This window comes from Yersinia mollaretii ATCC 43969, from assembly GCF_013282725.1.
GTDB lineage: Bacteria > Pseudomonadota > Gammaproteobacteria > Enterobacterales > Enterobacteriaceae > Yersinia > Yersinia mollaretii.
The window spans coordinates 3,450,917-3,477,716 of the sequence record NZ_CP054043.1; the positions used below are offsets into that span (position 1 = coordinate 3,450,917).

Genomic DNA, 26,800 nt, shown 5'->3' on the forward strand with positions numbered 1-26,800 from the left:
AGTACCGGGAAGGAGGGAGTGACCATCTCATTAAATATCCTACGTTAAGCCTGTTTTTTAAGCAGGAATGACAGGCAGCTTTGAGCGAAAAGCGGAAATTGGTATCACAGTGTATTGAGCCGTTGAAGTAACCACTTTACTGATGAGACATTTACACTTGGATGTCTAACGAGTGGGTACACATCGCACCTCTGACCAGGACTCACGCGCAATGTCGCCAATAGAACGCGGACTCCCGCTTAACTTACAGAGCTATCCAGATTAACGACCGGCGTTTCCAGCTGAACACATTTAATCCCATTACGATCCACATATGAATCCCCCCAATTTTTCATTGCATGCAGAACAGGCTCCAGAGTTTTTCCGTATTGAGTCAAGGAGTATTCGACCCGTGGCGGCACTTCAGCGAAGACCTCCCTGTTTATGATGCCATGCGATTCCAGTTCCCGAAGCTGTAGCGTCAGCGAACGCTGAGATACATTCCCTGCGAGCCGACGGAGTTCCCCAAACCGTTTAGTACCTGACATTAAATGGAAAATAATCAGAGGTTTCCATTTTCCTCCAGCCACGGCAATGGTCACTTCTACCGGGCAGTTAAACGGTTTTGATTTCATGCCTATCCCATTAGTGTAAAAAATACACCTATATATAAAAATGTGCCTACTTGCGATTTTATACTCTTGGACTGATTATCACATAACCTTTTGGCGAAATATTTAATGGGATCGATGGAGATAATGGAATGAAAGCAGCATTTTATGAAAAGTGCGGTGCAGCACATGATGTTTTGTTGATAAGCGAGTTACCCGACCCAATCCCTGGACCAGGTGAGGTGCGCGTCCGCATCACCTTCTCCGGACTCAATCCGACTGACATCAAATCTCGTACTGGATTTGCGGGATCAAAACAGAAATTTCCACGAATTATTCCGCATCAGGATGGTTCTGGCGTGATTGATATGGTCGGAGCTGGAGTTACGGCAGAGCGCGTTGGACAGAAAGTGTGGGTTTATGAGGCACAATCAGGGCGTGCTTTTGGAACCGCTGCACAATATGTTGTTATCCCTTCACAAAATGCCGTTGTATTACCGGACAATGTTTCTTTTGAAACAGGTGCATGCCTCGGTATTCCCGCGATGACAGCACACCGCTGTTTGTTTGCCGATGGAGATTTACGTGGGAAATGGGTACTGATTCAGGGCGGTGCAGGGGCTGTAGGAACAGCAGCCATTCTTCTGAGTAAATGGTCTGGGGCAAGAGTTATAACCACTGTGAGTCGTCCGGAGCAAGAAGACGTCGTTCGTAAACTTGGCGCCGATATTATTGTTAACCGGCGTACCGAAGATGTGGCTGAGCGAGTCAAACAAGCAACCGGTGGATTCGGTGTTGATCGAATTGTCGATGTCGACTTAGTCAGTAACTTCAATACAGATGTGACTTGCCTGAAAAAATCCGGTGTCATTAGTGCCTATGCCTCTGAAGAGCCATCGGCTCAGCTGCATATTCCTTTTTTGAAAACAATGTTTGAAGGTTTTGTCTTTCGTTTTGTATTTGTCTATACCATGCCGGAAGAAGCACGAAACGAAGCCATCCGTGATATCACAGCCTGTCTGAGAATGGAGGCATACACTCCTGAGATCGCTCTAACGCTTCCTCTTGCTGATATTGCCGTTGGTCATGAGGCTATGGAGCAGGGAAAGACTATCGGCAGAATATTAATCAGCCTGGAATAGCGCTTTCTTGAATCATTTAAATGGCCGTTTCTGGCACATAGCAGAGCATCCAGCTAAGAGGTTTTGAGCTGTATTTACACTCAGGATTATTGCTGCCCTGCTTTTACCCGGAGGATGGTTTGCCGGGTAGTATTAAATTCCCGCGCAATGGCGCTGATACTTATTCCGGCGTTAATCCGTGCAATCACCGTAAGTTGCTGTTCGTCCTTCAGTACTGAAGGACGTCCAAACCGTTTTCCGGCTGCTTTTGCTCGCGCGATACCAGAGTGCGTACGCTCAAGCAGCAAATCTCTTTCAAATTCCGCCACAGCAGAGATGACCTGCATGGTCATTTTTCCTGCCGGGCTGGTCAGATCCACCCCGCCCAGGGCTAGGCAATGAACGCGAATATCTGAAGCAGCCAGTTGTTCCACCGTTTTTCTGATATCCATCGCATTGCGTCCCAGACGGTCAAGTTTGGTGACAATCAGCACATCGCCATTTTCCATCCGGTCGAGCAGTTTAGAAAAACCTGGCCGCTCACTGGCGGCAACTGAGCCGCTGATGTGTTCTTCAATCAGTCGCTGAGATTTAACAACGAAACCCGCCGTCTCAATTTCTCTTCGCTGATTTTCGGTTGTCTGCTCCAGGGTAGAGACACGACAGTAGGCAAAAACTCGTGACATAGTGATATTTTCTGTACGAAAAGGATGTACGAATTATAACGCATGTACGATAGTAAATTCACTGACTTTCGGACAGCATTGATGATAGGTGTACGAAACCGACCGGTTTCGTACAGTGTAAAGCGATAACTAAAATCAACTATATGCAGAGGAAGCATTTATGCCACGGAGACAAATACTCAGCAGTGAAGAAAAAGAGCGCTTGTTGGTTGTGCCAGACGATGATGTTCTTCTGATGCGCATGTGTTTTTTGAGTGAACCTGACCTCGCTCTTATAAGTAAACACCGCAGACCTGCAAATCGCCTGGGCTTTGCTGTTTTACTCTGTTATTTGCGAGGGCCGGGGTTTCCTCCCGACAAAAATATACCCCCTCACGACGGGATTGTTTCCCGGCTTGCGGCTCACTTGAAACTTCAGCCTGATTTGTGGGCCGAGTATGCATCAAGAGAGGTCACCCGCTGGGAGCATCTGGCTGAACTCTACCGCTACCTGGAATTGTCCCCCTTCAACCGTGCGCTGCAAAAAATCTGCATTCGCCACCTTTATCCCCACGCCATGCGGACAGACAGAGGTTTTTTACTTGCGGAAGAAATGCTCTCCTGGCTTCACAATAATAATGTCATTTTCCCCTCTGCTGATGTCATTGAGCGGACCCTGGCCGAAGCAACAACGCTTGCCGACAGGGCGGTTTTTTCTGCGCTTACCGCGCAGCTTGAACCAGGGCACAAAGCGGCACTGGACCGTCTGCTGGTATCTGAGAGCGAGCAACCCTCACGGCTGGCCTGGCTGCTCCAGCCTCCGGGGAAAATTAATGGTAAAAATGTCCTCCAACATATCGACCGGTTAAATGCGATTGAGGCGCTGGCACTACCTGACGGTATTGCGCTTTCCGTTCACCAGAACCGGCTCCTGAAACTCGCACGCGAAGGCAGGAAAATGAGTAGCCGGGACCTGGCAAAATTCACGGATGTTCGCCGTTATGCCTCGCTGGTTTGTGTCATATCGGAAGCCAGGGCCACCCTGACTGACGAAGTGATTGATCTGCACGAGCGTATTCTGGGCAGTCTGTTCAGCAGGGCAAAACGCACGCAGGCCGAACGGCTTCAGCAAACCGGAAAGCTGATTCAGAGTAAGCTGAAGCAATACGTTACCATTGGGCAGGCATTACTTAACGCCAGAGAGTCTGGTGAAGATCCCTGGGCCGCAATAGAAGACGTCCTTCCATGGCAAGAGTTTATCAACAGCGTGGAAGAGACGCGCTTCCTGTCACGTAAGGACAACTTCGACCCGTTGCATCTGATCACAGAAAAATACAGTACGCTGCGTAAATACGCCCCCAGGATGCTGTCCGCGTTGCAGTTCAGGGCGGCACCCGCCGCAATGCAGCTCAGTGCCGCGCTGGATACCGTTAGAGAGATGTATCGGAAACAACTCCGAAAAGTACCGCTTTCCGCGCCAACCGGATTCATCCCGGAAAGCTGGAGAAAGGCTGTGCTCACTCCCACCGGCATTGACCGCAAATATTACGAGTTTTGTGTGCTGAACGAGCTTAAGGGAGCATTACGTTCTGGCGATATCTGGATAAAGGGGTCGCGTCGCTACAGGAATTTCGATGATTATCTGATCCCGTCAGACGATTTTGAAAAATCACTTCGGGACAATCAGTTATCCCTTGCCATTCCGACCGATTGCCATGAATACATCAAGAGCCGTATGACGCTTCTGACATCGCGCCTGGAGGAAGTGAATGCGATGGCGCTGGCCGGTGATTTGCCTGATGTTGATATATCGGATAAAGGTGTGAAAATTACCCCGCTGGATAACAGTGTCCCTTCAGCAGCATCCCCTTTTGCCGATCTGGTTTACGGTATGTTGCCTCATCCTAAAATTACGGAAATGCTGGATGAAGTGGACGGCTGGAGCGGTTTTACACGCCATTTCACGCATCTCAAAAATAATAACGTCAGGCCGAAAGATAGAAAATTGTTACTGACCACCATCCTGGCCGATGGGATCAACCTGGGACTGACAAAAATGGCCGAATCCTGTCCGGGAACAACAAAATCGTCACTGGAGGGCATTCAGGCCTGGTACATCAGGGATGAAACCTATTCAGCCGCGCTGGCTGAGCTGGTTAATGCTCAGAAACAGCGGCATCTGGCTGCATTTTGGGGCGATGGTACAACGTCATCGTCTGACGGGCAGAACTTTCGGGTTGGCAGTCACGGGCGTTATGCCGGTCAGGTCAATTTGAAATATGGACAGGAGCCAGGCGTGCAGATTTACACGCATATTTCGGACCAGTACAGCCCGTTTTACACCAAAGTAATCAGCCGCGTGCGGGACTCCACCCACGTACTTGATGGTCTGCTGTATCACGAAAGTGATCTGGAAATTACAGAGCATTACACCGACACCGCAGGTTTTACGGAGCATGTTTTCGCACTGATGCATCTGCTCGGATTCGCTTTTGCCCCAAGGATCCGGGATCTTCACGACAAGCGGCTTTTTATTCAGGGAAAGGCTGAGCGTTATCCGGGACTTCAATCTTTGATATCCACAACACCACTGAATCTTAAAGAAATTGAGACGCACTGGAATGAGGTACTTCGCCTCGCAAGCTCGATAAAACAGGGGACTGTTACCGCATCGCTCATGATGAAAAAACTGGCCAGTTATCCTAAACTAAATGGCCTTGCAAAGGCATTGAGGGAAATCGGACGCATCGAACGGGCACTGTTTATGCTGGACTGGTTTCGCGATCCATCACTGCGCCGACGCGTACAGGCAGGGTTGAATAAAGGTGAGGCCCGCAATGCGCTTGCACGAGCGGTCTTTATGCACCGGTTGGGTGAGATCAGAGATCGGGGGCTGGAGAATCAGAGCTACCGGGCCAGTGGTCTGACGTTGCTGACTGCGGCGATCTCCCTGTGGAATACGGTATATATAGAAAGAGCTATAGATTCCCTGAGACGAAAAGGGATCCCGATTAATGAGCAACTGATTTCTCATTTGTCCCCGCTGGGATGGGAGCACATCAATCTGAGTGGGGATTACGTCTGGCGGACAAACCTTAAGCTGGGACAGGGTAAATACCGTTCATTACGCTCAGTGGATAGTGGTCTGTACAAAAAACAGGCTTAACGTAGGATATTTAATGAGATGGTCACTCCCTCCTTCCCGGTACTATGCTGAGGACAGGCTTTCATTCGGAGAACCATCATGGAAAATATTGCGCTTATTGGTATCGATCTGGGTAAGAACTCTTTCCATATCCATTGTCAGGATCATCGTGGGAAGGCTGTTTACCGTAAAAAGTTTACCCGACCAAAGCTAATCGAGTTTCTGGCATCATGCCCGGCAACAACCATTGCGATGGAAGCCTGTGGCGGTTCCCACTTTATGGCCCGTAAGCTGGCAGAGTTGGGGCATTTTCCAAAGCTGATATCACCACAATTTGTCCGCCCATTCGTTAAAAGCAACAAAAACGACTTCGTTGATGCCGAAGCTATCTGTGAAGCTGCATCGCGTCCGTCCATGCGTTTCGTACAGCCCAGAACGGAATCTCAGCAGGCAATGCGGGCTCTGCATCGTGTTCGTGAATCTCTGGTTCAGGATAAGGTAAAAACAACTAATCAGATGCATGCTTTTCTACTGGAGTTTGGTATCAGCGTACCACGAGGTGCTGCCGTTATTAGTCGGCTGAGTACCATTCTTGAGGACAATAGTTTGCCTCTTTATCTCAGCCAGTTATTGCTGAAACTACAACAACATTATCACTATCTTGTTGAGCAGATTAAAGATCTGGAATCCCAGTTGAAGCGAAAGCTGGACGAGGATGAGGTTGGACAGCGTTTGCTGAGCATTCCCTGTGTCGGAACGCTGACAGCGAGTACTATTTCAACTGAGATTGGCGACGGGAAGCAATACGCCAGCAGCCGTGACTTTGCGGCGGCAACAGGGTTGGTACCTCGACAGTACAGCACGGGAGGTCGAACGACATTGTTGGGGATTAGCAAAAGAGGTAACAAAAAAATCCGAACTCTGTTGGTTCAGTGTGCAAGGGTAGCATCCAATGGTATTGCATAACATACTTCTTTCACTTCCACTAAATTTGTAAAGTTTAATTCTCTGTTATTTATAACTAACCTGAGTGATTGCGAAAGTTTTTTCTTTATTAAGATAATTAATATTAACGTTAAATAATTTATTTTTTATATCATAAATGGAATTTTTGGTTGCGCTTAAGCGGTTGGTTTTTTTTAGATGTTTTCCAATATCATTAGTCTGATATGTGGATTCTGTTATAGCGCCTGCAAATTTAATCTGTCCATTCGCGTGGGCTAAATTTATAGTAAGTATAATGAAAGTAGTTACGATTAGTTTTGATATCATTGAACACCTTCCATTGGTTAGAGGATAATCAACGTTATTTAATAAAACCGTACAATTTAAACATAGTGCAGACAACAAAAAACGTCAATTACCTATTTGATACTTTAAAATAAAAAAATCCATAAAAGCTGATAGCTAAAAATCACTATTGGAAGCAACGAAGAAGTCCATAAAACGGTCGTTTATTGGACTTCATTCATTAAGCTCACCAGTCAATCCGAAACCCGCATTGCAGGAGTGCACTTTCTCATTCCACTATTCATTTTCCATCTATACTCAAATTTTAAGACTTAGTGGAATGAATAGTATGTTGATCGGTTACGCCCGTGTTTCCACCGATGACCAAAATCTCGACCTCCAGCGGGATGCTTTAACACAAGCAAAGTGTGAGCGGATTTTTGAAGATACCGTCAGTGGTGCCTTTTCGGAACGCGAGGGATTGACACGATTGATCGACACCCTTCGACCTGGGGACACCGTCGTGATATGGCGACTGGACCGACTTGGCCGATCACTCAAAAACCTGCTGCAGTTGATTGACCGTTTGGAAAAAATCCAAGTGGGATTACGCAGTCTACAGGAGAATATCGATACCACCTCCAGTGGGGGGCGGTTGGTGTTTCATCTGTTTGGTGCATTAGCCGAATTTGAGCGAAACCTCACTCGTGAACGGACTCAGGCAGGGTTGTCTGCGGCCCGTGCCAGAGGGCGGCAAGGAGGAAGGCCCACCATGCTTAATCCCGCCAAACGAGCACTGACACTGAAGTTACATCAGGAACGGAAGCATACCGTTGAGGAAATCTGCAACATGATGGGGATCTCAAAATCAACGTTGTATAACTACCTGAGTAAGGCGGATAAAGATGGCATCGGAATGGCGTAAACATATTCCGGTTGATGCATTATTACAGTTGCGACAGCGGCTGGATCGTTTGCCGCGCAAAAGTACTGAAAGAGCGGCTCAGATAGCTGCAATGTCTAACCTATATGGTCTGTCACCAACATCGGTTTACCGAGCGCTAAATGACCTTCTCAAACCCCATGCAGCTCACCGTATTGATCACGGGCAACCACGGGTCATGCCTAAGCCTGATATGGAGAAATATTGCGAATTGGTCGCTGCGCTTAAATTCAGAACCACGAATAAACAGGGACGCCATCTTTCAACACGCCGGGCTATTGAATTACTGGAGGACTACGGTGTTGATACTGAGCAGGGACACATTCAGGCTCCAAAAGGAATATTGACCCGGAGTACCGTAAATCGGTATTTATCCCGCTGGCATCTGGATCAACCTCATCTACATCGACCTCCTGCAGCGGTTCGTTTTCAAGCTGAGTGCAGTAATGACTGCTGGCAGTTTGACATGTCACCTTCCGACCTCAAGCACATCGATGCACCTGATTGGGTCGATCCGAGCAAAGGTGAGCCGACATTGATGCTGTTCAGTGTGGTTGATGATCGCAGTGGCGTAGCCTATCAGGAATATCATTGTGTTTACGGTGAGGACGCTGAATCTGCATTGAGATTTCTTTTTGCGGCAATGGCATCTAAAGCCGAAGATATATTCCCTTTTCAAGGGCGGCCGCAGATGATTTATCTCGATAATGGTCCCGTGGCCAAAAGTCGCGTTTTTCAGAATGTGATGTTGGCGCTAGGTATTGAATGGTTGACACACCTCCCCGCAGGGAAAGATGGTGAACGTGTGACCGCTCGGTCCAAAGGAAAAGTGGAACGCCCGTTCCGCACCGTTAAAGAAGCTCATGAAACGCTGTACCATTTTCATAAGCCAGAAACAGAGCAGCAGGCAAATGCCTGGCTGTGGCGCTATTTACACCACTACAACGGTCAGCCTCATCGTTATGAGTCGCATTCACGGCTTGAAGACTGGTTGGATAACGTCCCCGCCAATGGGATCCGTGAAATGTGTACCTGGGAACAGTTTTGTCGTTTTGCCAGAGAGCCTGAGCGACGCAAAGTCGGTATCGATGCACGAGTTACGGTGGAAGGTACTGCTTATGAAGTTGAATCGGATTTGGCTGGGGAGACCGTGATACTCCTGTGGGGGCTATTTGACAATGAGCTCTATGTTGAGTTTGAAGGTGAACGGACAGGGCCGTATTATCCTGTTTCTGGGCCAATTCCACTTAATCGTTACCGGGCATTTAGGCAAGGGAGGATTAGTCAACGCGCTGATCGTATTCGCACATTGGCCCATCAGCTCAAGTTACCCATAGCGGCGTTAACAGGGGAAAACATTCAGTTAGTTACTCAATTGATCCCGAACGACCTTCCCAAACAAGCTTTCCCAGCAATACATGAAGAATGTTATACCAACGTTATCGTTGCTAAGTTAGCGATCGCCAGCGAATTAGCCACTCCATTGGCAAAATTGGCAGCTCCCGAGCGGCATTTTATTGACCAGATACTGAGTGAAACACTCATACGCCACATTGTACTGGCCCGCGTACGAGATTATTTTCGTAAGAAGAAACAGGAAGAAGATCATGCGAGTTGAGGTCATGCAATATTATGGTCTGGTAAACCCACTGAGTCAGGCCGGCTATTATGAAACAGAAAGCCATAAACAACTGACGAAAGATATCAAAGCCGCTATTTTTGAAGGACGGCTTATCGCACTTTGCGGTGTCGTAGGGTGCGGTAAAACAGTCACATTGCGACGACTTCAGCAAATTCTCAAAGATGAAAACCGTGTGACGGTGGCCAAATCACTGTCGGTGGAGAAAAGCAGCATTAAGCTGGCTACGCTGATTTCTGCTCTGTTCTATGATTTGGTTCAGGATAAAGCGGTACAAATTCCCAAGCAAGGCGAACGTCGGGAACGAGAATTGCAGGAGTTGATTAAGAAAAGTAAGCGTCCCGTCGCTCTGTTTGTGGATGAAGCGCATGATCTTAATGGTCATACCCTCATCGGTTTAAAGCGTTTGATGGAAGTCGTGGAGGACGGTGGCGGGCGGTTATCCGTTATCCTGGCCGGTCATCCTAAATTGAGAAATGACTTACGCAGGCCGACGATGGAAGAAATCGGCTACCGGACAGAGATTTTCACTCTGGACGGCATTGCTGGTAGCCAGCGAGAGTATATCCAATGGTTGCTGAATATCTGTGCTTCCCCTGTGGCTGAAGGGGAGCCGATTTTGACAGAAGATGCTATTGATATCTTGGCAACAAAGTTACGTACACCACTACAGGTGCAACAACATCTGACATTGGCGCTAGAGGCTGGCTATCTTACCGGAGAACGTCCTGTTACAGCTCAATTGGTCGACAGTATCCTGTCGCGGAAACTGGATGATCTGGAACCTACATTGACACGCCACGGCTATCGTCTGAAAGATATGGTCGAACAGTTCGATGCCAAACCTGCCGAGATCAGGGCTTTATTTAATAATCAGTTGGATCCAACACGTACGGCAGAGTTACGTGATCGTATTTTGGCTGCCGGATTACCTATTTAGTATCAAAAGTTAACCATCTCATAACGAATGATTACCTTCGAGTGCATCTGGCGTTTAAAATTTTAGAGTTGCAGTTATTGTGGGTCCATGAAGATGGAATGCAGGTCAGCCCCATAAAATGCAGGTTCATTTGCAGATATTGTGGGTTTATATCTACCAATAGTTGCAGTTAGTGTGAGCCGAAAAACGCAATAAATGCAGGTTTGGCGGATTTCAAACGCAGGTTGCTACAAGTAGGGGAAAACAACTCACTACTTAAGCCCGTTTGCTCACTAGTCTAGTGGGGTGGGATTGAGGCGTCCAATCGAATACGTTAATCGTTGCAAATAGGGGGGCTGTGCATTAATGCTCCGGATAAACCTTCTCTTTATACTCACACAGGTCTTCAATAATGCACGAGCCGCAGCGGGGCTTACGCGCAATACAGGTGTAGCGACCATGGAGAATTAGCCAGTGGTGGCAATCGAGCTTAAATTCATCAGGCACCACTTTGAGTAACTTGGCTTCCACCTGATCAACATTGCTGCCGGGGGCAAAGCCAGTGCGATTACAAACACGGAATATATGGGTATCCACCGCGATCGTGGGCCAACCAAAAGCGGTATTCAGCACCACATTGGCGGTTTTCCGGCCCACACCGGGCAGGGCTTCTAGCGCTGCACGATCTTCTGGCACCTCACCTTGATGCTTCTCCAGCAATAGGCGGCAGGTTTTAATCACGTTTTCGGCTTTGGTGTTAAACAGACCTATAGTTTTGATGTATGACTTCAAGCCATCAACCCCAAGATCCAGTATGGCTTGTGGGGTGTTCGCCACAGGATAGAGTTTGGCGGTGGCTTTATTGACACTGACATCGGTTGCCTGTGCCGACAGCAGCACTGAAATCAGCAACTCAAAAGGGGTGGTGTAAACCAACTCAGTGGTCGGATGCGGGTCGTTATCCCGCAGACGGGTCAAAATGGCGACACGTTTCTCTTTGTTCATAAGGCTTTCTCTGCCGCAATATCCTGAGGTTGTGATGCCGTGATCATGGCGCTGGCTTTGCGCGCTTTCATCTTCTCATCAATGACGTATTTAGCGGCGAGCAACAATCCTAAACCAATAAAAGCCCCCGGTGGCAACATCGCCAGCAAGAACGGGCTATCCAGATGCATGACTTCAATTCGCAGCACTTTTGCCCAACTACCTAATAGCATATCGGCCCCATCAAATAGCGTGCCGTTGCCCAAAATTTCACGAAGTGAACCCAGCACGAAGAGTGCGCAGGTTGCCCCCAGCCCCATCGCCAAGCCATCGAGGGCCGACAGCCCCACCGGATTTTTTGCGGCATAAGCTTCCGCGCGACCAATCACGATGCAGTTGGTCACAATCAGCGGGATGAATATCCCAAGCGATTGGTATAAGCCAAAGGCATAGGCGTTAATCAGCATTTGCACGGTGCTGACCACTGACGCGATGATCATCACGTAGATAGGGATGCGGATTTCATTCGGTACCCAGCGGCGCAGGGCCGATACTGCCGTATTGGTACACACCAGCACCAGAGTGGTGGCTAGCCCTAAACCGAGGGCATTGGTGGCGGTAGACGACACGGCTAATAGGGGGCAGAGGCCCAGCAGTTGCACCAATGCCGAGTTATTTTTCCATAGCCCTTGGGCTAACAGGTTTTTTGCTTCACTCATTGACTCTCTCCACAGATTGGCAAACCCTCAAGATTGGCGGGCAAGGTTTCCAAATAGAGCGCGGTTTTTTTCACTGCCAGCACCACCGCCCTTGGGGTGATGGTGGCACCGGTAAACTGATCAAAATCACCGCCATCTTTTTTCACTGCCCAGCGCTTATCCTGCTCGCCATCGACGTGTTTGCCGCTGAAATGGCTAATCCAATCAGAGATTCGGATGTCAATTTTATCACCGAGGCCCGGCGTTTCGTGATGTTCCATCACGCGGCTACCCAGTACGTTACCCTGAAAATCGGCACCCACCAATAATTGGATCGCCCCAGAGTAGCCGTCCGGCGCAGTGGTCTCGATGGCGGCCGCCACCGGTTTATCGCCCTTACGCGCCAGATAGAGACGGTGAGGGGCTAGATTGCCCAGCGCAGTATTGGTGACAACGTAACATTCGGCTTGCATGTCATTATCGTAATTTTCAGCCGGAACGACCTGATCCAGCAGCGCTTTTTGTTGCAAGGCGGCCTGATGGGCGATAGTTGTCTCGGTCAAGGCATTAACCACTGCCGTCAATCCGGTGGCCCCTGCGGCAAACAGTGCCAGCGTGATACCGTGACGCTTCATTGTTTTTAGCATAATGGTGACTTATTTATCTGTACGGTTGCGTTTAGCGGCGTGATTGTGACCATAAACCCGTGGCTGGGTATAGTGGTCTATCAGCGGAACAGTAATATTCGCGAGCAGCACGGCAAAGGCAATGCCGTCGGGATAGCCGCCATAAACCCGGATTAGCCACACCAATATACCAATCAATGCGCCGAAAATCAGGCGGCCACGGGGGGTAGTCGAGGCACTGACCGGATCGGTGGCGATAAAGAAAGCGCCTAACATAGTCGCACCGGAAAACAGATGTAGCATGGGGGAGGCAAAACTTTGTGGGGCGATCATCCAGCTAATGGCGGCGCAGCCCGACAGAGCCAGCAGGAAGCTCACGGGGATGTGCCAGTGAATCGCTTTGCGCCATAATAGCAACAGTCCACCCGCCAAAAAACCGAGGTTAACCCACTGCCAACCCACGCCGGCTAAGGCTCCGCCGAAAATGGGCTGTTGCAAGATTTGCTCAGCCGGTTGTGAGCGCAAGGCGGTTTTAAAGTTATCAAGCGGTGTCGCCTGACTGATGCCATCAAAGCCAACCTGTAACTGATGAATGTCCGCACCGCTGTGGGTATAACCGGTAAAAATGGTTAAAAAACTGTCATAAAATCCGACCGAGGTGCCCTGTAGCGGCAAGGGGGGCAGCCAACTGGTCATTTGCACCGGGAATGAAATCAGCAGAACCACATAGCCGACCATGGCAGGGTTAAATGGGTTCTGCCCCAATCCTCCATAAAGTTGCTTGGCGATGACAATGGCAAACAGAGTGCCCAACACAATCATCCACCATGGGGCCAATGGTGGCAGGCTTATCCCCAATAGCAAGCCGGTCAACAGCGCGGAATTATCTTGCAGGCGAATCAGTATCGGTTGTTTGCGTAACTGCAAAACCGCCCCTTCAGCCAGTAGGGCGGTGGCCATGGCTAATGCCACCTGAATCAGGCTGCCATAACCAAAGAAGTAGGTCTGAGCGAAAATGCCCGGAATACAGGCCAGAATCACCAGTAGCATGATATTGCGGGTACTGCGTTGATTATGCGTAAAGGGGGAACTGGCAATCTGCAACCCTTTGTTCTGGGTCGGTGTTACTGGCCTGAATTTCATGAAGTTGCAACCATATGTCGAATGCTTAACTCGGCTCTTAAATGCGAGTGCTGTGCAAGCAAGTTGATCTTGCGGCATCGATACACTTAGCCGTCATGGGGGATAATATTGGTGCGCATTCTACCCTATTCAGGCGGCATGTAATACGCCTTAATCATAGGGTTATTACACCTCTAGCGAGGAAATATTAAGTTACCAACAGAAACTCATTAATAGCGCTAATTTTAAAATTTAACTTGCAATTTATATCGTGATAGTTACACGTATATAGCGGAAAACGGATTCATAGATGAGTGTGGCAATTAGTTCTTAGTATCAGAAAGATAACCCGCCCCGCTGTTTTGACGTGTTTTCTTCATCAGATCATATCTATTCAACTATCTGTAAATTAACGATTTATTAACTTTAAAAATGAGATTTAAGAAAAGCATTGGCATAATGATAGATTAATGTAGTATGCATTATAATTATATATTTTAAGAATAATGAAATGATTAACGAAGACATATTGTTTATAGAAGAGTTAATTGAGTGGATTGAAATCAATTTAGAAAAGAGACCCACATTGGATGATGTGGCGAAGATTTCGGGATATTCAAAATGGCATCTGCAACGCAAATTTAAAAGTATTGTGGGGTTACAATTAGCCTCCTATATCCGTGGGCGGGTACTGACCCGTGCTGCGGTTGTGCTGCGTATCTCGCGGCGGCCCATCATTGAGATCTCAGATGAGTTGGGTTTTGACTCACAGCAGACCTTCACCCGCACATTTAAGAAGCGTTTTGGTATTACACCCAATAGTTTTCGCCAAATGGAGCATTGGGATGTGCAGGGGATGATACCTCGCTTTGGTTTTTATCAGAATTATACGCCAGAAATCAAACGGATATCTTTGCCAGAGAAGGAGCTTGTGGGCTTTACACGGCGGTTGGGTTTTGATGAGCACAACCATTGCAGTGGTCATCATTCCTCTTGCATGGCGATGAAAGATGAAATTTTGCTCGATTTCTTTAAGGAAGTTAACTTCTCTTGCCAGCGAGTCTACTCCCTGTTTTCTGCCAAAGACAGTCAGCAAGGGCAGAATACCGTGCACTATTCGACGGCAATTGATAAAGAGAAGCGGCATGAAATTCAGGGACATCGCGAAATAGATCATATCTCTATCCCGGCGGGCGAGTTTTTGTCGATATCCCATCAGGGCAGTGCCAAAGAGTGCGTGAAATTCTCAATTTATCTGTTTAATGACGTGCTACCTAAACTGCGTGAAGAGTTTGGTGGTGGCGTTGAAATGGAAGTGATTGAGGTGGACAGTTGTCATGCCGAATCGAAAATGCGCGATATCTCTTGCAGTTACAACTATCTCATGTCGGTTAGCTGATACTCTGCCGCGCGAGCACGGCAGAGTGCGGTTCAGTCTTACATGTCATATGCGCTTTAATCTGGGTTAGCCGCTTGCGCCGCTTTCTTGGCTTTCACTCTGGCAATGGCCGCAGCTACAGCGGCTTTGCGTGGATCTTCTTCAGGCGTATCAGTGTCGAGCTTATCATCTACTGATGTTCGCTCTGCTTGCGCCGCTTTCTTGGCTTTCACTCTGGCAATAGCCGCAGCCACAGCGGCTTTACGCGGATCTTCTTCAGGCGCATCAGTGTCGAGCTTATCATCTACTGATGGTTGCTCTGCTTGCGCCGCTTTCTTGGCTTTCACTCTGGCGATGGCCGCAGCCACCGCAGCTTTGCGCGGATCTTCTACTGCTGCGTCAACCGAGATGGTGATCTGTTTTTCAGCCTGGCGCGCTCTGGCCTGAGCTTTACGGGCCTCACGGGCGGCAATCACGGCGCTGTTATCCGGTGTTTGCCCCGCTATTACACTGATCACTGCCTCTGCATTTTCAGGCTGGCGAGCTAGGCGGTTGACAGCTGCCTCGACAGTTTGCTGATCAGCATCGGTTAGTTTGACCGCCGCTTGCTTATGGCGCAACTCACGGGCTAATTTTTCCCGCGCAAGGCGGGCTTGTTTGGCCTCGAAACGGGCTTTCGCTTCAGCCGCTCGGGCGCTCTCTTGATCGAGGGCGCGTATCTCGGCCTTCTCCTGACGGTAATACTGCACCAGTGGAATATTACTTGGGCAAACATAAGCGCAAGCACCACATTCAATACAATCAAATAAATTATGATTGCGTGCCTTCTCATGCTCTTCGCCACGGCTAAACCAGTAAAGTTGTTGCGGCAATAAACCCGCCGGGCAGGCATCGACACATAAACCACAACGGATACAGGATTGCTCTGGTTCTGACAGCCCCATTTCCGCCTCAGCGGGGGCTAAAATACAGTTACTGATCTTAACAATGGGCACATCTAAACTGGGCAGGGTAAAGCCCATTAATGGCCCCCCCATAATCACCATCGGTTGGCTTTGCGGCTGAAATCCCGCCAATTTTAGCAAGTGCAGTACGGGGGTGCCAATTCTGGCCCAGAAATTCCCCGGCTTCGCTAGGGCATCGCCCGTTAATGTCACCACCCGCTCGATTAAAGGCTCATCGTCGATAATCGCCCTTTTGATCGCGACCACCGTCCCGACGTTCTGCATCAAGACGCCGATGGATGAGGAGTGCTTACCCATTGGCACTTCTTTGCCCGTCAGAATTTTGGTGAGCTGCTTGGCCCCACCGGACGGGTATTTGGTGGGCACAACCCGCAACTGAATATCATCATGGCCGAGCAGCGCCTGTTGCAGTGCTTCAATGGCTTGCGGTTTATTGTCTTCAATGCCAATCAACACCTGCTGAGGTTGCAGCAAGTGCCTTAAAATTTCGATGCCCGTGATCAGTTCATCAGCATGGTCTTGCATCAACCTATCATCGGCAGTGATGTAAGGTTCACATTCGGCGGCATTGATAATTAGTGTAGTGACGCTATTCAAGCCGCCCTGCAATTTGCTGGCGGTGGGGAAGCCCGCGCCACCTAAACCGGCAATTCCTGCCTGATGAATGCGATCCAGTAGGGCGATTTTGTCCCGCTGAAGGTAGTCTGCCCACGGCTGCTGCTTACGCCAGCGGTCTTCTCCATCGGGAGTGATATGCACGCACAATTCAGCCAGACCGGAGGGGTGCGCGGTGGTATGGGGAGCAATTGCGGTAATGATGCCGGAAGTGGGAGCATGGACTGGCACGGTGCGGCCACGGCCAACCGTCAGCGGCTGGCCCTTTAAGACGGCTTCACCCGTCCTGACACACAATTCCCCCTCAGGCCCGAGATGTTGCTGCAATGGAATGATCATTTGATCAGGCAGAGAGGCCACCCGCATCGGTACCGTGCTAGATTGCAACTTCATCTCAGGGGGATGAATACCGCCGTCGAAATCCCAAATATTGTCGCGTTGGCGGGCCGTAAACAGCTTAAACATGTTGCTCCACATCTATCATTTTCACCGGAATCATTTGCGAGGCAACTAACTGAGCAGGAATGTTCTTCACCGGGATGGTGTTCAAGTCCCACTTCCAGTTAGCGGTGGTGGTAGCAACCGGGATCATTTCAATACAATCGGTCGGGCAAGGGGCGACGCAAAGGTCACAGCCGGTGCAGAGATCCGGTAATACGGTATGCATGGCTCGGGTTGCACCGACAATGGCATCGACTGGGCACGCCTGAATACATTTAGTGCAACCGATACAGTTAGCTTCATCAATAAAAGCCACTTTACGCTGTGGATGGGCCGCCGCTTCATCGCCGTCTAAGGGGTGTGGCTCCACTGCTAGCAACTCAGCCAACTTAAGCATCACTTGCTCGCCACCGGGGGCGCATTTGTTGATCTTTTCACCATTACTGGAGACGGCTTCAGCATAGGGGCGACAACCGGGATAGCCGCATTGACCGCACTGGCTTTGAGGCAAGATGGCTTCGACCTGCTCAACCACCGGATCACTCTCAACCTGAAAACGGCGGGCAGCAAAACCCAGCACTGCACCAGAAATCAGCGCCAATGTACTTAATGCAGCAATGGCAATCCATAACGACATCATTAGAACTTCACCAATCCGGTAAAGCCCATAAAGGCCAGTGACATTAGCCCAGCAGTAATCAGCGCAATGGAGGAGCCACGGAAGGGCGCAGGAACGTCAGCCACCGCCAGCCGTTCACGAATTGCCGCGAACAGCACCATGACTAATGAGAAACCGGCAGCGGCACTGAAGCCATAAACCGCCGATTGCATGAAATTGTGAGATTGATTCACGTTGAGCAAGGCAACACCTAAAACAGCACAGTTGGTAGTGATCAGTGGCAAAAAGATGCCCAGCAAACGATAAAGCGCCGGACTGGTTTTGCGCACCACCAATTCAGTGAATTGAACCACGACAGCGATAACTAAAATGAATGCGAGTGTCCGCAAATAGACCAGCCCAAGGGGCAGCAAGATAAAACTGTTTACCATCCAGGCGCAAACCGAGGCCAGTGTCAGAACAAAAGTGGTTGCCAGCCCCATACCAATGGCGGTCTCCAGTTTTTTGGAGACACCCATAAACGGGCAGAGGCCAAGAAACTTGACCAGAACGAAGTTGTTTACCAACACAGTACCGACGAACAGGAGCAGGTATTCAGTCATTGCAGAACCTAAAAAAATAAAAGCCGCCTATTATCCAAAATTGGCGGCCTAACGACAACAGATGAAGTGCAGGGTTATTGCGATTTTAGGAGGGAAATGTGCTTAATTCCCTTATTGTTCGGTAAAAGTATGCTTCACCCGTTGCGATCGCTTGATGTAAGGGACGAAAACAGCCGCAGCTAACAGAGGCCATCCTAAAGTTCGTAATGCGATATCGTCGCTGATAGGTGAGAAAGCGAACGCTTTTAGCGCTAATAATACGGTGATGAGTAGCCAGAGAATAAACCATTTGACCAAGCGCCGCGAGCGGCTACAAAACAGCCAAATGACCCATAAAGTATAAACCCACATCAATACTGTAGTGATGACGGAGAAATACCATTGCAGCGTAAACGCTTGCGAGTTGGTCACCAGATACTCTCTCGATGCGGGCGTAAAAATCGCCATGGCATACAGCGCCAGCATTAACGTGGCACTGAGCAGAGTCACAATAAGATAGGCCAGAGGAGCCAATAACCAGCCCCCAATACGTTGATATTCTTGCGGTTGAGACATGGTAAGCCTTTTAATCTATTGACAAAAGCGATAGTCGCGCTGCGAATACCACCCATCTGAATGGGTCTAGCTTAACCCGCTAATGTGTCCTTCGTCATCTATATCAATATGGAAATACCCCGGTTGGGCACCCAAACCGGGCATGGTCATAATATTTCCGGCATAGACACGGACAAATCCAGCACCCGCTGATAGGGCGCAGGCAGTGATGGGCAGCACAAAATCATGTGGGACCCCTTTTAGGCTGGCGTCGGCGCTAATCGACAGCGGTGTTTTGGCGATACAAAGTGGCAAATGACCAAAACCGGCTGCGGTTATCTCATCCAGTTGCTGGCGTGCTTGCGAGGTGAAAGTGATTTCGCGTGCGCCATAGCCTTGAGCCAAAATGTGCAGTTTTTGCTCCAACGAGGCATCGTCTGGGTACGGCAAGCAAGGTTTAGTTGCCTTTTCGCAGGCATCGATCACCTGTTGGGACAGGGCCACTGTTCCGGCCCCACCCTCGGCAAAAGCATCACTGAGTTCGCAGGCCTGTGCACCTGCAGATAACGCATAGTCAGCTAAGAATTTCAGCTCTGCGGCGCTATCGTCAGGAAAACGGTTTACCGCCACCACCACCGGTAAACCGTAGCTTTTGGCGTTATTAATGTGCCATCTCAGATTGGTGCAACCTTCATTCAGTAGCGGAATGTTCTCGCTGAGGATCGCGGCAGGTAGCGGCTGACCGGGTTTGATATCAAAAGCCCCGCTATTGGCTTTCAGGCTGCGCAGTGTCGCCACCAATACCACGCAGGCGGGGGTTATGCCCGATTGGCGATATTTGATGTTAAAGAACTTCTCCATCCCCATATCAGAACCGAAACCGGCTTCCGTTACCACATAATCGGCTAATTGCAGCCCTAAACGGTCCGCCAGTACTGAAGAGTTGCCGTGCGCGATGTTCGCGAATGGCCCGGCGTGGATCAGTACTGGTGTCTGCTCGCTGGTTTGCATCAGTGTCGGGTGGATAGTCTCTTTCATGAGGGCTGCCATAGCCCCCGCGACACCCAGATCATCGGCGGTAATCGTCTGGCCAGTCATTGAGTGAGCCAAAATAATGCGGCCAATGCGCTGGCGCATATCTCGTCGACTTTCTGATAATGCCAAAATTGCCATCAATTCAGATGCGGCGGTTATCTCTACACGATCAGCGCGTTCAACCCCATTAGTACCACCGCCGATGCCTACCTGAATATGCCGCAACGCCCGATCATTATGATCAACCACTCGCGGCCAGAGAATCTGCTGCGGGTCAATATTGAGTAACGGCATACCCGTTTGTTGACTAAAAACTTGGCCCAAGCGCTGCTCATGATAGAGGCGCGCATCCAGCGCGGCGGCCGCCAGATTATGCGCGGCGCTGATGGCATGGATATCGCCCGTCATATGCAGGTTCAGTTTCTCCATTGGAACCACTTGCGCCGCACCGCCGCCAGCGGCTCCCCCTTTAACACCAAAAACAGGGCCGAGGCTGGGTTGACGGATACAGGCCACGCTGCGATAACCTAACCGATTGATTCCCTGACTTAAACCAATGGTCGTGACGGTTTTACCTTCCCCCAACGGGGTGGGCGTAATACTGGAGACCAAAATCAGCTTGCCCTGTGGCGCTTCAGGCCGTAGAGCACGGATATCGACTTTCGCCATATGATGACCATAAGGGATGAGATCATCAGCCGACAGCCCCAACTGCTGAGCAATCTGTTGGATCGGGAGCAAACGGGTGTCAGGGTTCACATCAGAAATAGGGGATAGGTCATCGGCAGTTGAAGGCATTGTCGGTGTCATGGCGAGAAAAAGTCCTGTTATCAGTGATAAAACGGCGGTAGCCACCACTATGGATATAAATCACCGCAAAATTATCACATAAAGAGACAGGTCATTGACGATATAAATCAATAAATGTGAAGTGACCCATGGCTAATAGAATGTTGACTTTCATTTGTTACATTTAATACTGAGCTATTAATATATGCACTTAATACTATCATCTTGCGTATTTACCAAGTGAATTGGCTGTTTCTTTTACAGTGCAAGCAAGATTTTTTTAATTATTAAAAATTACACTCTCTTACTTGATGCTGATCATATATAAAACCCCCTCTATGATACCTGCGTTATATATTATTTGACTGGTCCGGTGTTTATCTTTTTCAGCGGCCGACGTCCCTAATAATCTAGGTGGTAACGCAATTTATGGAAAACCATGTTCACTCCTCATTAGTCTGCGCAACCCGATTACTCCGTTTAGCGGGGTTAAATTCGCAAACTGTTGAGGATTTTGGTCAAAATGCTGCAATAGATCGTTCGACAATGGTGACATTAGCTTCATTGCAGCGGTATTTATCGCAATTTTCAAGTGTCACGGCGGCACGTTTTAAAGTCAGAAAACAACAATTAAATAAAATTAAGCCAGAACAGTTACCCCTCGCATTTCGTGATATGCAAGGCAACTTTATTTTATTAGCGCGATTTAATGAGCAGCAAGTATTGCTACAACACGCCCACAGCAATAAACCTGAAATCATTACTTATCAGGAGCTTGTTGAGTTGTGGAGTGGGGTGGTTATTCATTGCAGCCATTCACGTTTTAATATTCGCTGGTTTATTCCTGTTTTGCTCCAGCATCGAAAATCGCTGATCCAAGTGCTGGTGCTATCCATGTTGTTACAGTTTTTGGCACTGATTTCGCCGCTTTTCTTTCAGGTCATCATGGATAAGGTATTAGTACATAATGCGCTGACAACACTGGACGTATTAATTATTACGCTGCTGGTGGTTGGGGTATATGAGGTCGTTTTGAAATTCCTACGAGAATATATTTTTTCCCATACCACGACCCGCGTTGATATCTTATTAGGAGGTAAGCTATTTAAGCATTTAATCAAATTGCCACTCAGCTATTTTAAGCAGCGGCATGTCGGGAATATTGTCGCCAGAGTGCGGGAGTTAGATAATATTCGCGAATTCATTACCGGATCAGCCCTGACATTATGCGTGGATGTTGTTTTTACCCTCGTGCTATTTATTGTTATGTGGTGTATTTCTCCCTTGCTGAGTTCACTCATATTGGGCGTACTGCCGTTTTACTTGTTATTAGCGACGCTGACCACTCGGCCATTGCAAAAGAGAGTCGAAGTTTTGTGCGGTTGCGCGGCCCAAAATGGGGCATTTTTAACCGAAACGGTGTCTGGTGTTGAAACGGTAAAAAGTTTGGCGCTAGAGCCACAAATGCAGCAGCGCTGGGAGACGCAAACCCGTGATTATGCTGAAGCCAATTTTCGGGTTCAAAATCTGCAAAATTTCAGCAGCCAGACAGCACAGCTATTGCAAAAACTGGCGGGTGCGGGGGTCATTGTCGTTGGCGCGTATCAAGTTATGTCTGTTCAACTCAGTATCGGGCAACTGATCGCCTTCAACATGTTGGCGGTACAGGCATTAATGCCGATGAGCAAATTGGTCGATTTATGGCAACAGAGTATTCGGGCGCAAGTCGGGCTAAGGCTGATATCAGATATTTTAAGCTTACCGGTTGAGCAGGCCGTGGGTGCCGCACCGACTGATCGCCACATTCGTGGTGATATCTCTCTGCAAAATGTCCTATTCCGCTATCGCCCAGATTTAGATCCCGTACTGCGCAATTTTTCACTCTCTTTGCGGGCGGGTGAACATATTGGGTTGGTGGGGCCATCAGGTTCAGGTAAGAGCACCGTGGCCCGGCTATTACAGCGCCTCTATGTCGCGGAGCAAGGGGTCATCAGTTTTGATGGATACCCAATAGGCAATTTCTCTCCCGAATATTTAAGGCGGCAAGTGGGTGTCGTCATGCAAGAGAGCTACCTGTTCAATCGTACTGTGCGTGAAAATATTGCGCATTCACGGCCGACCGCGTCGCTCAGTGAGGTGGTGGAAGCGGCCTCTCTGGCGGGAGCGCACAACTTTATTTTGGCGCTGCCACTGGGTTACGACACCCTGCTGTCGGAGGGCGGCGCATCCCTTTCTGGCGGGCAACGTCAGCGGATTGCCATTGCCCGCACACTGCTCGCCAATCCCCGCATTCTCATTTTCGATGAGGCGACCAGCGCATTGGATGATGAGTCACAAGCCGAAGTTCAGAAAAACATGGCCCGGATTATTGCTAACCGCACGGTTATCACCATTGCTCACCGACTCTCGACCGTCAGGTATTGCCATCGTATCGGCGTCATAACCCAAGGCCAAGTCACTGAGCTGGCGAACCATGACGCACTGCTGGCGCACAACGGCGTCTATGCCCGGCTTTGGCAGCAACAGGCTGATTTTAGTCATGAGGAATCAAAATGAAGGTAATGCAAATTTTGGCTAAATCGTCGCTGATTAAGGCCATAAAACGCCGTTGGCAGCACTATTTCCCGGCTGATCGCCCCCGTGATGAATATGATTTTCTACCTGCTTATTTGGATATCGTCGAGCGGCCAATTGCACCGCTAGCACGGCGCACGGCATGGTTTCTGGTGATCACTTTGCTGCTGGTATTGATCTGGTCGATTGTTGGCAAGCTTGATATTCATGCCTCAGCCAATGGCAAAGTGATTGTTTCTGAACACTCGAAAGTTATTCAGCCATTAGAGTCAGGCGTGGTGGCGGCCATCAATGTCCGTGATGGCGACCGGGTTGACGTGGGGCAGGTGTTGATTGAGTTAAACCCGATAGGTATTGATGCGGAGCTGGAGAATATCAATAAGCAATTGATACATCGCCGATTAGAGGCAGCACGAATGGTTGCCATGCTGACTGATGATCCACAAACGCATTTTGCCGCGCCGCTTGATGCTCCTGATGATTTGCTCATGATGACTCAGGCGCTTTTACTGAAAGAGTATGACGAGGTGAATGCCGAGCTATCCCGTATGGAGAGCGAACAGGCGGTGAATCAAGCCCATATACAGGCAGGCATAGCTAACATCGCTAACCAAAAAGTATTGATGAAAAACATCCATCAACGGCTACAGGCACTGCGGACCTTAGCGAAATCCAAGTCGATCGCAGAAATTGAGCTACTGGTCCAAGAACGTGAATGGCTAAATGCGACCGCAGAAGCCAGCCGTTTTCACAGCGAGCAAGCTATTTTAGAGGCAAAAACGCTCAACTTGACGCAAACCCGCTTGCACTATTTGGCTGAAAAAAAACGGAGCTATCAAGAGCGCTTAAATAAAGCCCATGAAGTGATCAATCAATTGCAGCAGGAACAGATTAAGTTGATGGAAAAACAGCGCCAACAAAGTTTACGCGCCCCAGTAGCAGGTGTGATCCAGCAATTGGCAGTTCACACCTTGGGCGGCGTGGTGACAGCGGCTCAGCCGTTGATGGTCTTAGTGCCCGAAAACCACCAGCTAGAACTGGATGTGATGGTCCTCAATAAAGATGTGGGTTTTGTCCTGCCGGGCCAAGCAGTGGAAGTGAAGGTTGACAGTTTCCCCTATACCCGATTTGGCACACTCGCGGGTGAAGTCAAACATGTTTCGCGTGATGCAATGGAAGATCAACAGTTAGGGTTGGTCTTTCCCGCCCGCATCCGGTTGCATAGCGATACCTTAATGGTGGCGGGGAAACCCGTGCGGTTATCGGCAGGGATGGCGGTGAGCGTAGAGATTAAAACGGGTCAGCGGCGGGTTATCGACTATTTACTGAGTCCACTGCAAGAGTACCAATCAGAAGCAATGAGGGAGCGTTGATATGACGAATTCGACGTCAACTCAGGTTATTCAGCCACTTGCGGCATTAGCGCGTGCTGCGGCGTGTTTTGATCTGGCGGTTGAGCCATCCCAATTAGCCCATCAGCTGGGATTATCCCCCGAGAAGATAGATAGCATCGCGCTGTGCCGCTGCGCGGGTTGGATTGGTTTACGGGCTAGAAAGGTCTATCAACAGTTGGAGCGCTTGGGCAATCTGGCGCTGCCCATCCTGTTCAGTGATGGTGCGCAGTGGTATGTGTTGCTGGCGCTGAGTGATCACGGGGCGGTAATTTATTGTGCGACCAATGGTCAACAGCAGTCAATCAGTCAGCCGGAACTTGCCCGCTTGTGGTCTGGTGAAGCCATCTTACTGGCGAAAGCCGAGCGGCAGGAGCAGAAGAAAACCACGTTTGGTTTTGGCTGGTTTATCCCCGTGATTGCTAAGTATCGACACCAACTGCGCAACATTGTTTTGGTGTCATTGTTGCTACAGAGCATTTTGCTGGTGACACCGATGCTGTTTGAAACGGTGATCGACAAAGTCTTGGTGAGTCGGGGTGTCGGCAGCTTAATAGTGTTAGGCAGTGCGATGATTGCACTGGCGATCGCCGAACCCTGCTACACCTTTTTGCGTGGCTGGCTGTTCTCCCATCTCTCCAGTCGGGTGGGGGCAGAACTCAACACCCGCCTGTATCGCCACTTATTGGGGTTGCCGCTGGGTTACTTTGGTGCGCAACAAACCGGGCAAACGATCGCTAAAGTTCGTGAAATGGAGCAAATTCGCAGCTTTCTGACGGGATCAGCATTAACGATGCTGCTGGATCTGATTTTTGTCGGCACCTTTATCGCGGTGATGTTTTGCTACAGCAGCCAACTGACATGGATAGTGCTGTTTTCGCTAGTGTGTTATCTGCTGTTTTGGTGGGCGGTGGGCGGCGTATTACGTAAGCGGGTTGAGCGCCAATATGAAACCAGTGCACAAAACACCGCTTTTCTGACGGAAGCCATTAGCGGGCTGGAGACCATCAAAACCTCGGCAACGGAACGCCAGTTCAATCGAGGCTGGCGGCAATCATTAGCGGGCTATGTACGGGCTTCATTTGCCTGTGCACGGATGGCAAATATTGCTGAGCAAGGTATCACGCTTATCAATAAAATCACCTCGGCGATCCTGTTGTGGCATGGGGTGAAGTTGGTTTTAGCGGGGGAACTCACCCCAGGGCAATTTATCGCGTTTACCCTCTTTTCAGGCTATGTCACTCAACCTATCTTGCGTCTGGCGCAAATATGGCAAGATTTCCAGCACACGCAAGTGGCGCTGAAACGGATTGGCACTATTCTAGATTGCCCGACAGAGCCGGGGAGTGCCGGGTTGTCGTCTGGGAGTGAACGAACAGGGAGTTTGGCTTTTAAACAGGTGCGCTTTCGCTATCGACCTGACACTGCCGAAGTGTTGCAAAATCTCAATCTGGAGGTTGCGGGTGGCGAGTTTATTGGCATTACCGGGCCATCGGGTTGTGGCAAATCCACCTTAACCAAACTCCTACAGCGGCTCTATATCCCTCAGCATGGGCAGATTTTGGTTGATGGGCAGGATCTCGCCATTACGGATGCCACCTCATTACGCTGTCAAATGAGTGTGGTTTTACAAGATAGTGTGTTGTTCTCCGGCACCATCAGGGACAACATCTGTCAGTGCCGACCGACGGCAGATGAGGCTCAGGTAGAGCATATTGCCCGTCAGGCGGGCGCGCATGATTTTATTATGTCACTGCCGCAGGGGTATCAAACGCAGGTTGGGGAGCGAGGTTGTATGCTCTCTGGCGGGCAGCGGCAGCGGGTGGCACTGGCAAGGGCGTTGATGGCGGACCCTAAAATTCTGATTCTTGATGAGGCCACCAGTGCGCTGGATTATGAGTCAGAGGCGGCCATTATGCGCCAGTTGCCGGAGATCATCCGCAATCGTACTGTCATCTGTATAGCCCATCGGTTGAACACCCTGCGTCAATGTCACCGCATTGTGGTGATAAAAGAGGGGCAAGTTTTGGAGCAGGGCAGCCATCAGGCACTGCTGGATCAGGCGGGTGCTTATGCGCGATTGTGGCAATTGCAAACGGGGTGATCAACGGGGATGTTGATGGAGTCAAGTGTCCGCGCCAGAGATGGCGCGGATCTCGGCCCCAAGCTAAGCAA

The 26,800-nt window shown here is 49.5% G+C and carries 20 protein-coding genes and 1 pseudogene; 10 read left to right on the forward strand and 11 right to left on the reverse strand.

Translation table 11 applies throughout. The features are described 5' to 3' along the window. Positions 1–239: 239 nt before the first annotated feature. Positions 240–614 carry a winged helix-turn-helix transcriptional regulator gene (locus tag HRD69_RS15405; RefSeq protein WP_050413236.1) on the reverse strand — a complete coding sequence of 125 codons (375 nt, stop codon included), beginning with the start codon at positions 612–614 and terminating at the stop codon, positions 240–242. A 128-nt stretch (positions 615–742) separates the two neighbouring features. Between HRD69_RS15405 and HRD69_RS15410 the strand changes: the two genes are divergently transcribed. Then, positions 743–1,732, forward strand: coding sequence for an NADPH:quinone reductase (locus tag HRD69_RS15410; protein WP_004878191.1), 990 nt, complete (start codon positions 743–745; stop codon positions 1,730–1,732). Between the two features lie 86 nt (positions 1,733–1,818). Here the strand turns inward: HRD69_RS15410 and HRD69_RS15415 are convergent, their stop codons facing one another. Continuing rightward, a complete protein-coding gene (locus tag HRD69_RS15415; RefSeq protein ID WP_004878189.1) occupies positions 1,819–2,397 on the reverse strand; it encodes a recombinase family protein in 579 nt (192 codons plus the stop codon). 160 nt (positions 2,398–2,557) lie between these two features. On the opposite strand from HRD69_RS15415, the gene HRD69_RS15420 reads away from it, so the two are divergent. The 5 genes and pseudogenes from HRD69_RS15420 to HRD69_RS15440 all read left to right on the forward strand — a co-directional run bounded on the left by HRD69_RS15420 (position 2,558) and on the right by HRD69_RS15440 (position 10,273). Then, a complete protein-coding gene (locus HRD69_RS15420) occupies positions 2,558–5,542 on the forward strand; it encodes a Tn3 family transposase (protein ID WP_032815639.1) in 2,985 nt (994 codons plus the stop codon). A 78-nt stretch (positions 5,543–5,620) separates the two neighbouring features. Further along, a pseudogene (locus tag HRD69_RS15425) lies at positions 5,621–6,463 on the forward strand (IS110-like element IS5075 family transposase); the annotation flags it as partial. A 637-nt stretch (positions 6,464–7,100) separates the two neighbouring features. Further along, positions 7,101–7,676, forward strand: a complete 576-nt coding sequence (locus tag HRD69_RS15430; protein WP_004874414.1) for a recombinase family protein — start codon at positions 7,101–7,103, stop codon at positions 7,674–7,676. Positions 7,677–7,680: 4 nt separating this feature from the next. Continuing rightward, positions 7,681–9,312: an IS481 family transposase gene (locus tag HRD69_RS15435; protein ID WP_244953509.1), complete on the forward strand. Its 1,632-nt coding sequence runs from the start codon at positions 7,681–7,683 to the stop codon at positions 9,310–9,312. After that, the gene (locus tag HRD69_RS15440; RefSeq protein ID WP_032813729.1) at positions 9,302–10,273 is read left to right on the forward strand and encodes an ExeA family protein; all 972 of its coding nucleotides are present in this window, start codon (positions 9,302–9,304) and stop codon (positions 10,271–10,273) included. Before HRD69_RS15435 ends, HRD69_RS15440 begins: the two co-directional genes overlap by 11 nt. Before the next feature lie 342 nt (positions 10,274–10,615). Here the strand turns inward: HRD69_RS15440 and nth are convergent, their stop codons facing one another. The 4 genes from nth to rsxD are packed head-to-tail and all read right to left on the reverse strand — an operon-like array spanning position 10,616 to position 13,703. Next, a complete protein-coding gene (nth, locus tag HRD69_RS15445; protein ID WP_032813727.1) occupies positions 10,616–11,257 on the reverse strand; it encodes an endonuclease III in 642 nt (213 codons plus the stop codon). Further along, complete coding sequence (locus HRD69_RS15450; protein WP_032813724.1) at positions 11,254–11,955, reverse strand: electron transport complex subunit E; 702 nt, start codon at positions 11,953–11,955, stop codon at positions 11,254–11,256. The genes nth and HRD69_RS15450 overlap by 4 nt, the downstream gene beginning before the upstream one ends. Continuing rightward, positions 11,952–12,581: an electron transport complex subunit RsxG gene (gene rsxG, locus HRD69_RS15455; RefSeq protein ID WP_004874408.1), complete on the reverse strand. Its 630-nt coding sequence runs from the start codon at positions 12,579–12,581 to the stop codon at positions 11,952–11,954. Before rsxG ends, HRD69_RS15450 begins: the two co-directional genes overlap by 4 nt. Before the next feature lie 9 nt (positions 12,582–12,590). Further along, positions 12,591–13,703 (reverse strand): electron transport complex subunit RsxD, encoded by a 1,113-nt coding sequence (gene rsxD, locus HRD69_RS15460; protein ID WP_004874407.1) that lies wholly within the window; start codon positions 13,701–13,703, stop codon positions 12,591–12,593. Between the two features lie 490 nt (positions 13,704–14,193). Between rsxD and HRD69_RS15465 the strand changes: the two genes are divergently transcribed. After that, positions 14,194–15,081, forward strand: coding sequence for a helix-turn-helix domain-containing protein (locus HRD69_RS15465; protein ID WP_004874406.1), 888 nt, complete (start codon positions 14,194–14,196; stop codon positions 15,079–15,081). Between the two features lie 56 nt (positions 15,082–15,137). Here the strand turns inward: HRD69_RS15465 and rsxC are convergent, their stop codons facing one another. The 5 genes from rsxC to HRD69_RS15490 form a co-directional block, all read right to left on the reverse strand. Further along, a complete protein-coding gene (gene rsxC / locus HRD69_RS15470) occupies positions 15,138–17,105 on the reverse strand; it encodes an electron transport complex subunit RsxC (RefSeq protein WP_032813723.1) in 1,968 nt (655 codons plus the stop codon). Continuing rightward, a complete protein-coding gene (rsxB, locus tag HRD69_RS15475; RefSeq protein WP_004874404.1) occupies positions 17,098–17,721 on the reverse strand; it encodes an electron transport complex subunit RsxB in 624 nt (207 codons plus the stop codon). Before rsxB ends, rsxC begins: the two co-directional genes overlap by 8 nt. Further along, positions 17,721–18,302, reverse strand: a complete 582-nt coding sequence (gene rsxA / locus HRD69_RS15480; protein ID WP_013649928.1) for an electron transport complex subunit RsxA — start codon at positions 18,300–18,302, stop codon at positions 17,721–17,723. Before rsxA ends, rsxB begins: the two co-directional genes overlap by 1 nt. A gap of 111 nt (positions 18,303–18,413) precedes the next feature. Beyond that, positions 18,414–18,857: a DUF2569 domain-containing protein gene (locus HRD69_RS15485; protein ID WP_004874403.1), complete on the reverse strand. Its 444-nt coding sequence runs from the start codon at positions 18,855–18,857 to the stop codon at positions 18,414–18,416. Between the two features lie 66 nt (positions 18,858–18,923). Further along, complete coding sequence (locus HRD69_RS15490) at positions 18,924–20,681, reverse strand: formate--tetrahydrofolate ligase (RefSeq protein WP_032813720.1); 1,758 nt, start codon at positions 20,679–20,681, stop codon at positions 18,924–18,926. A gap of 408 nt (positions 20,682–21,089) precedes the next feature. On the opposite strand from HRD69_RS15490, the gene HRD69_RS15495 reads away from it, so the two are divergent. From HRD69_RS15495 to HRD69_RS15505, 3 genes are read left to right on the forward strand one after another with little or no spacing between them, the layout of a single operon-like run. Beyond that, positions 21,090–23,216, forward strand: a complete 2,127-nt coding sequence (locus HRD69_RS15495) for a peptidase domain-containing ABC transporter (RefSeq protein WP_004874401.1) — start codon at positions 21,090–21,092, stop codon at positions 23,214–23,216. After that, positions 23,213–24,607 (forward strand): HlyD family type I secretion periplasmic adaptor subunit, encoded by a 1,395-nt coding sequence (locus tag HRD69_RS15500; RefSeq protein ID WP_032813718.1) that lies wholly within the window; start codon positions 23,213–23,215, stop codon positions 24,605–24,607. Before HRD69_RS15495 ends, HRD69_RS15500 begins: the two co-directional genes overlap by 4 nt. Position 24,608: 1 nt before the next feature. Beyond that, positions 24,609–26,729 (forward strand): type I secretion system permease/ATPase, encoded by a 2,121-nt coding sequence (locus HRD69_RS15505; protein ID WP_004874399.1) that lies wholly within the window; start codon positions 24,609–24,611, stop codon positions 26,727–26,729. The last annotated feature ends 71 nt before the right edge of the window (positions 26,730–26,800 follow it).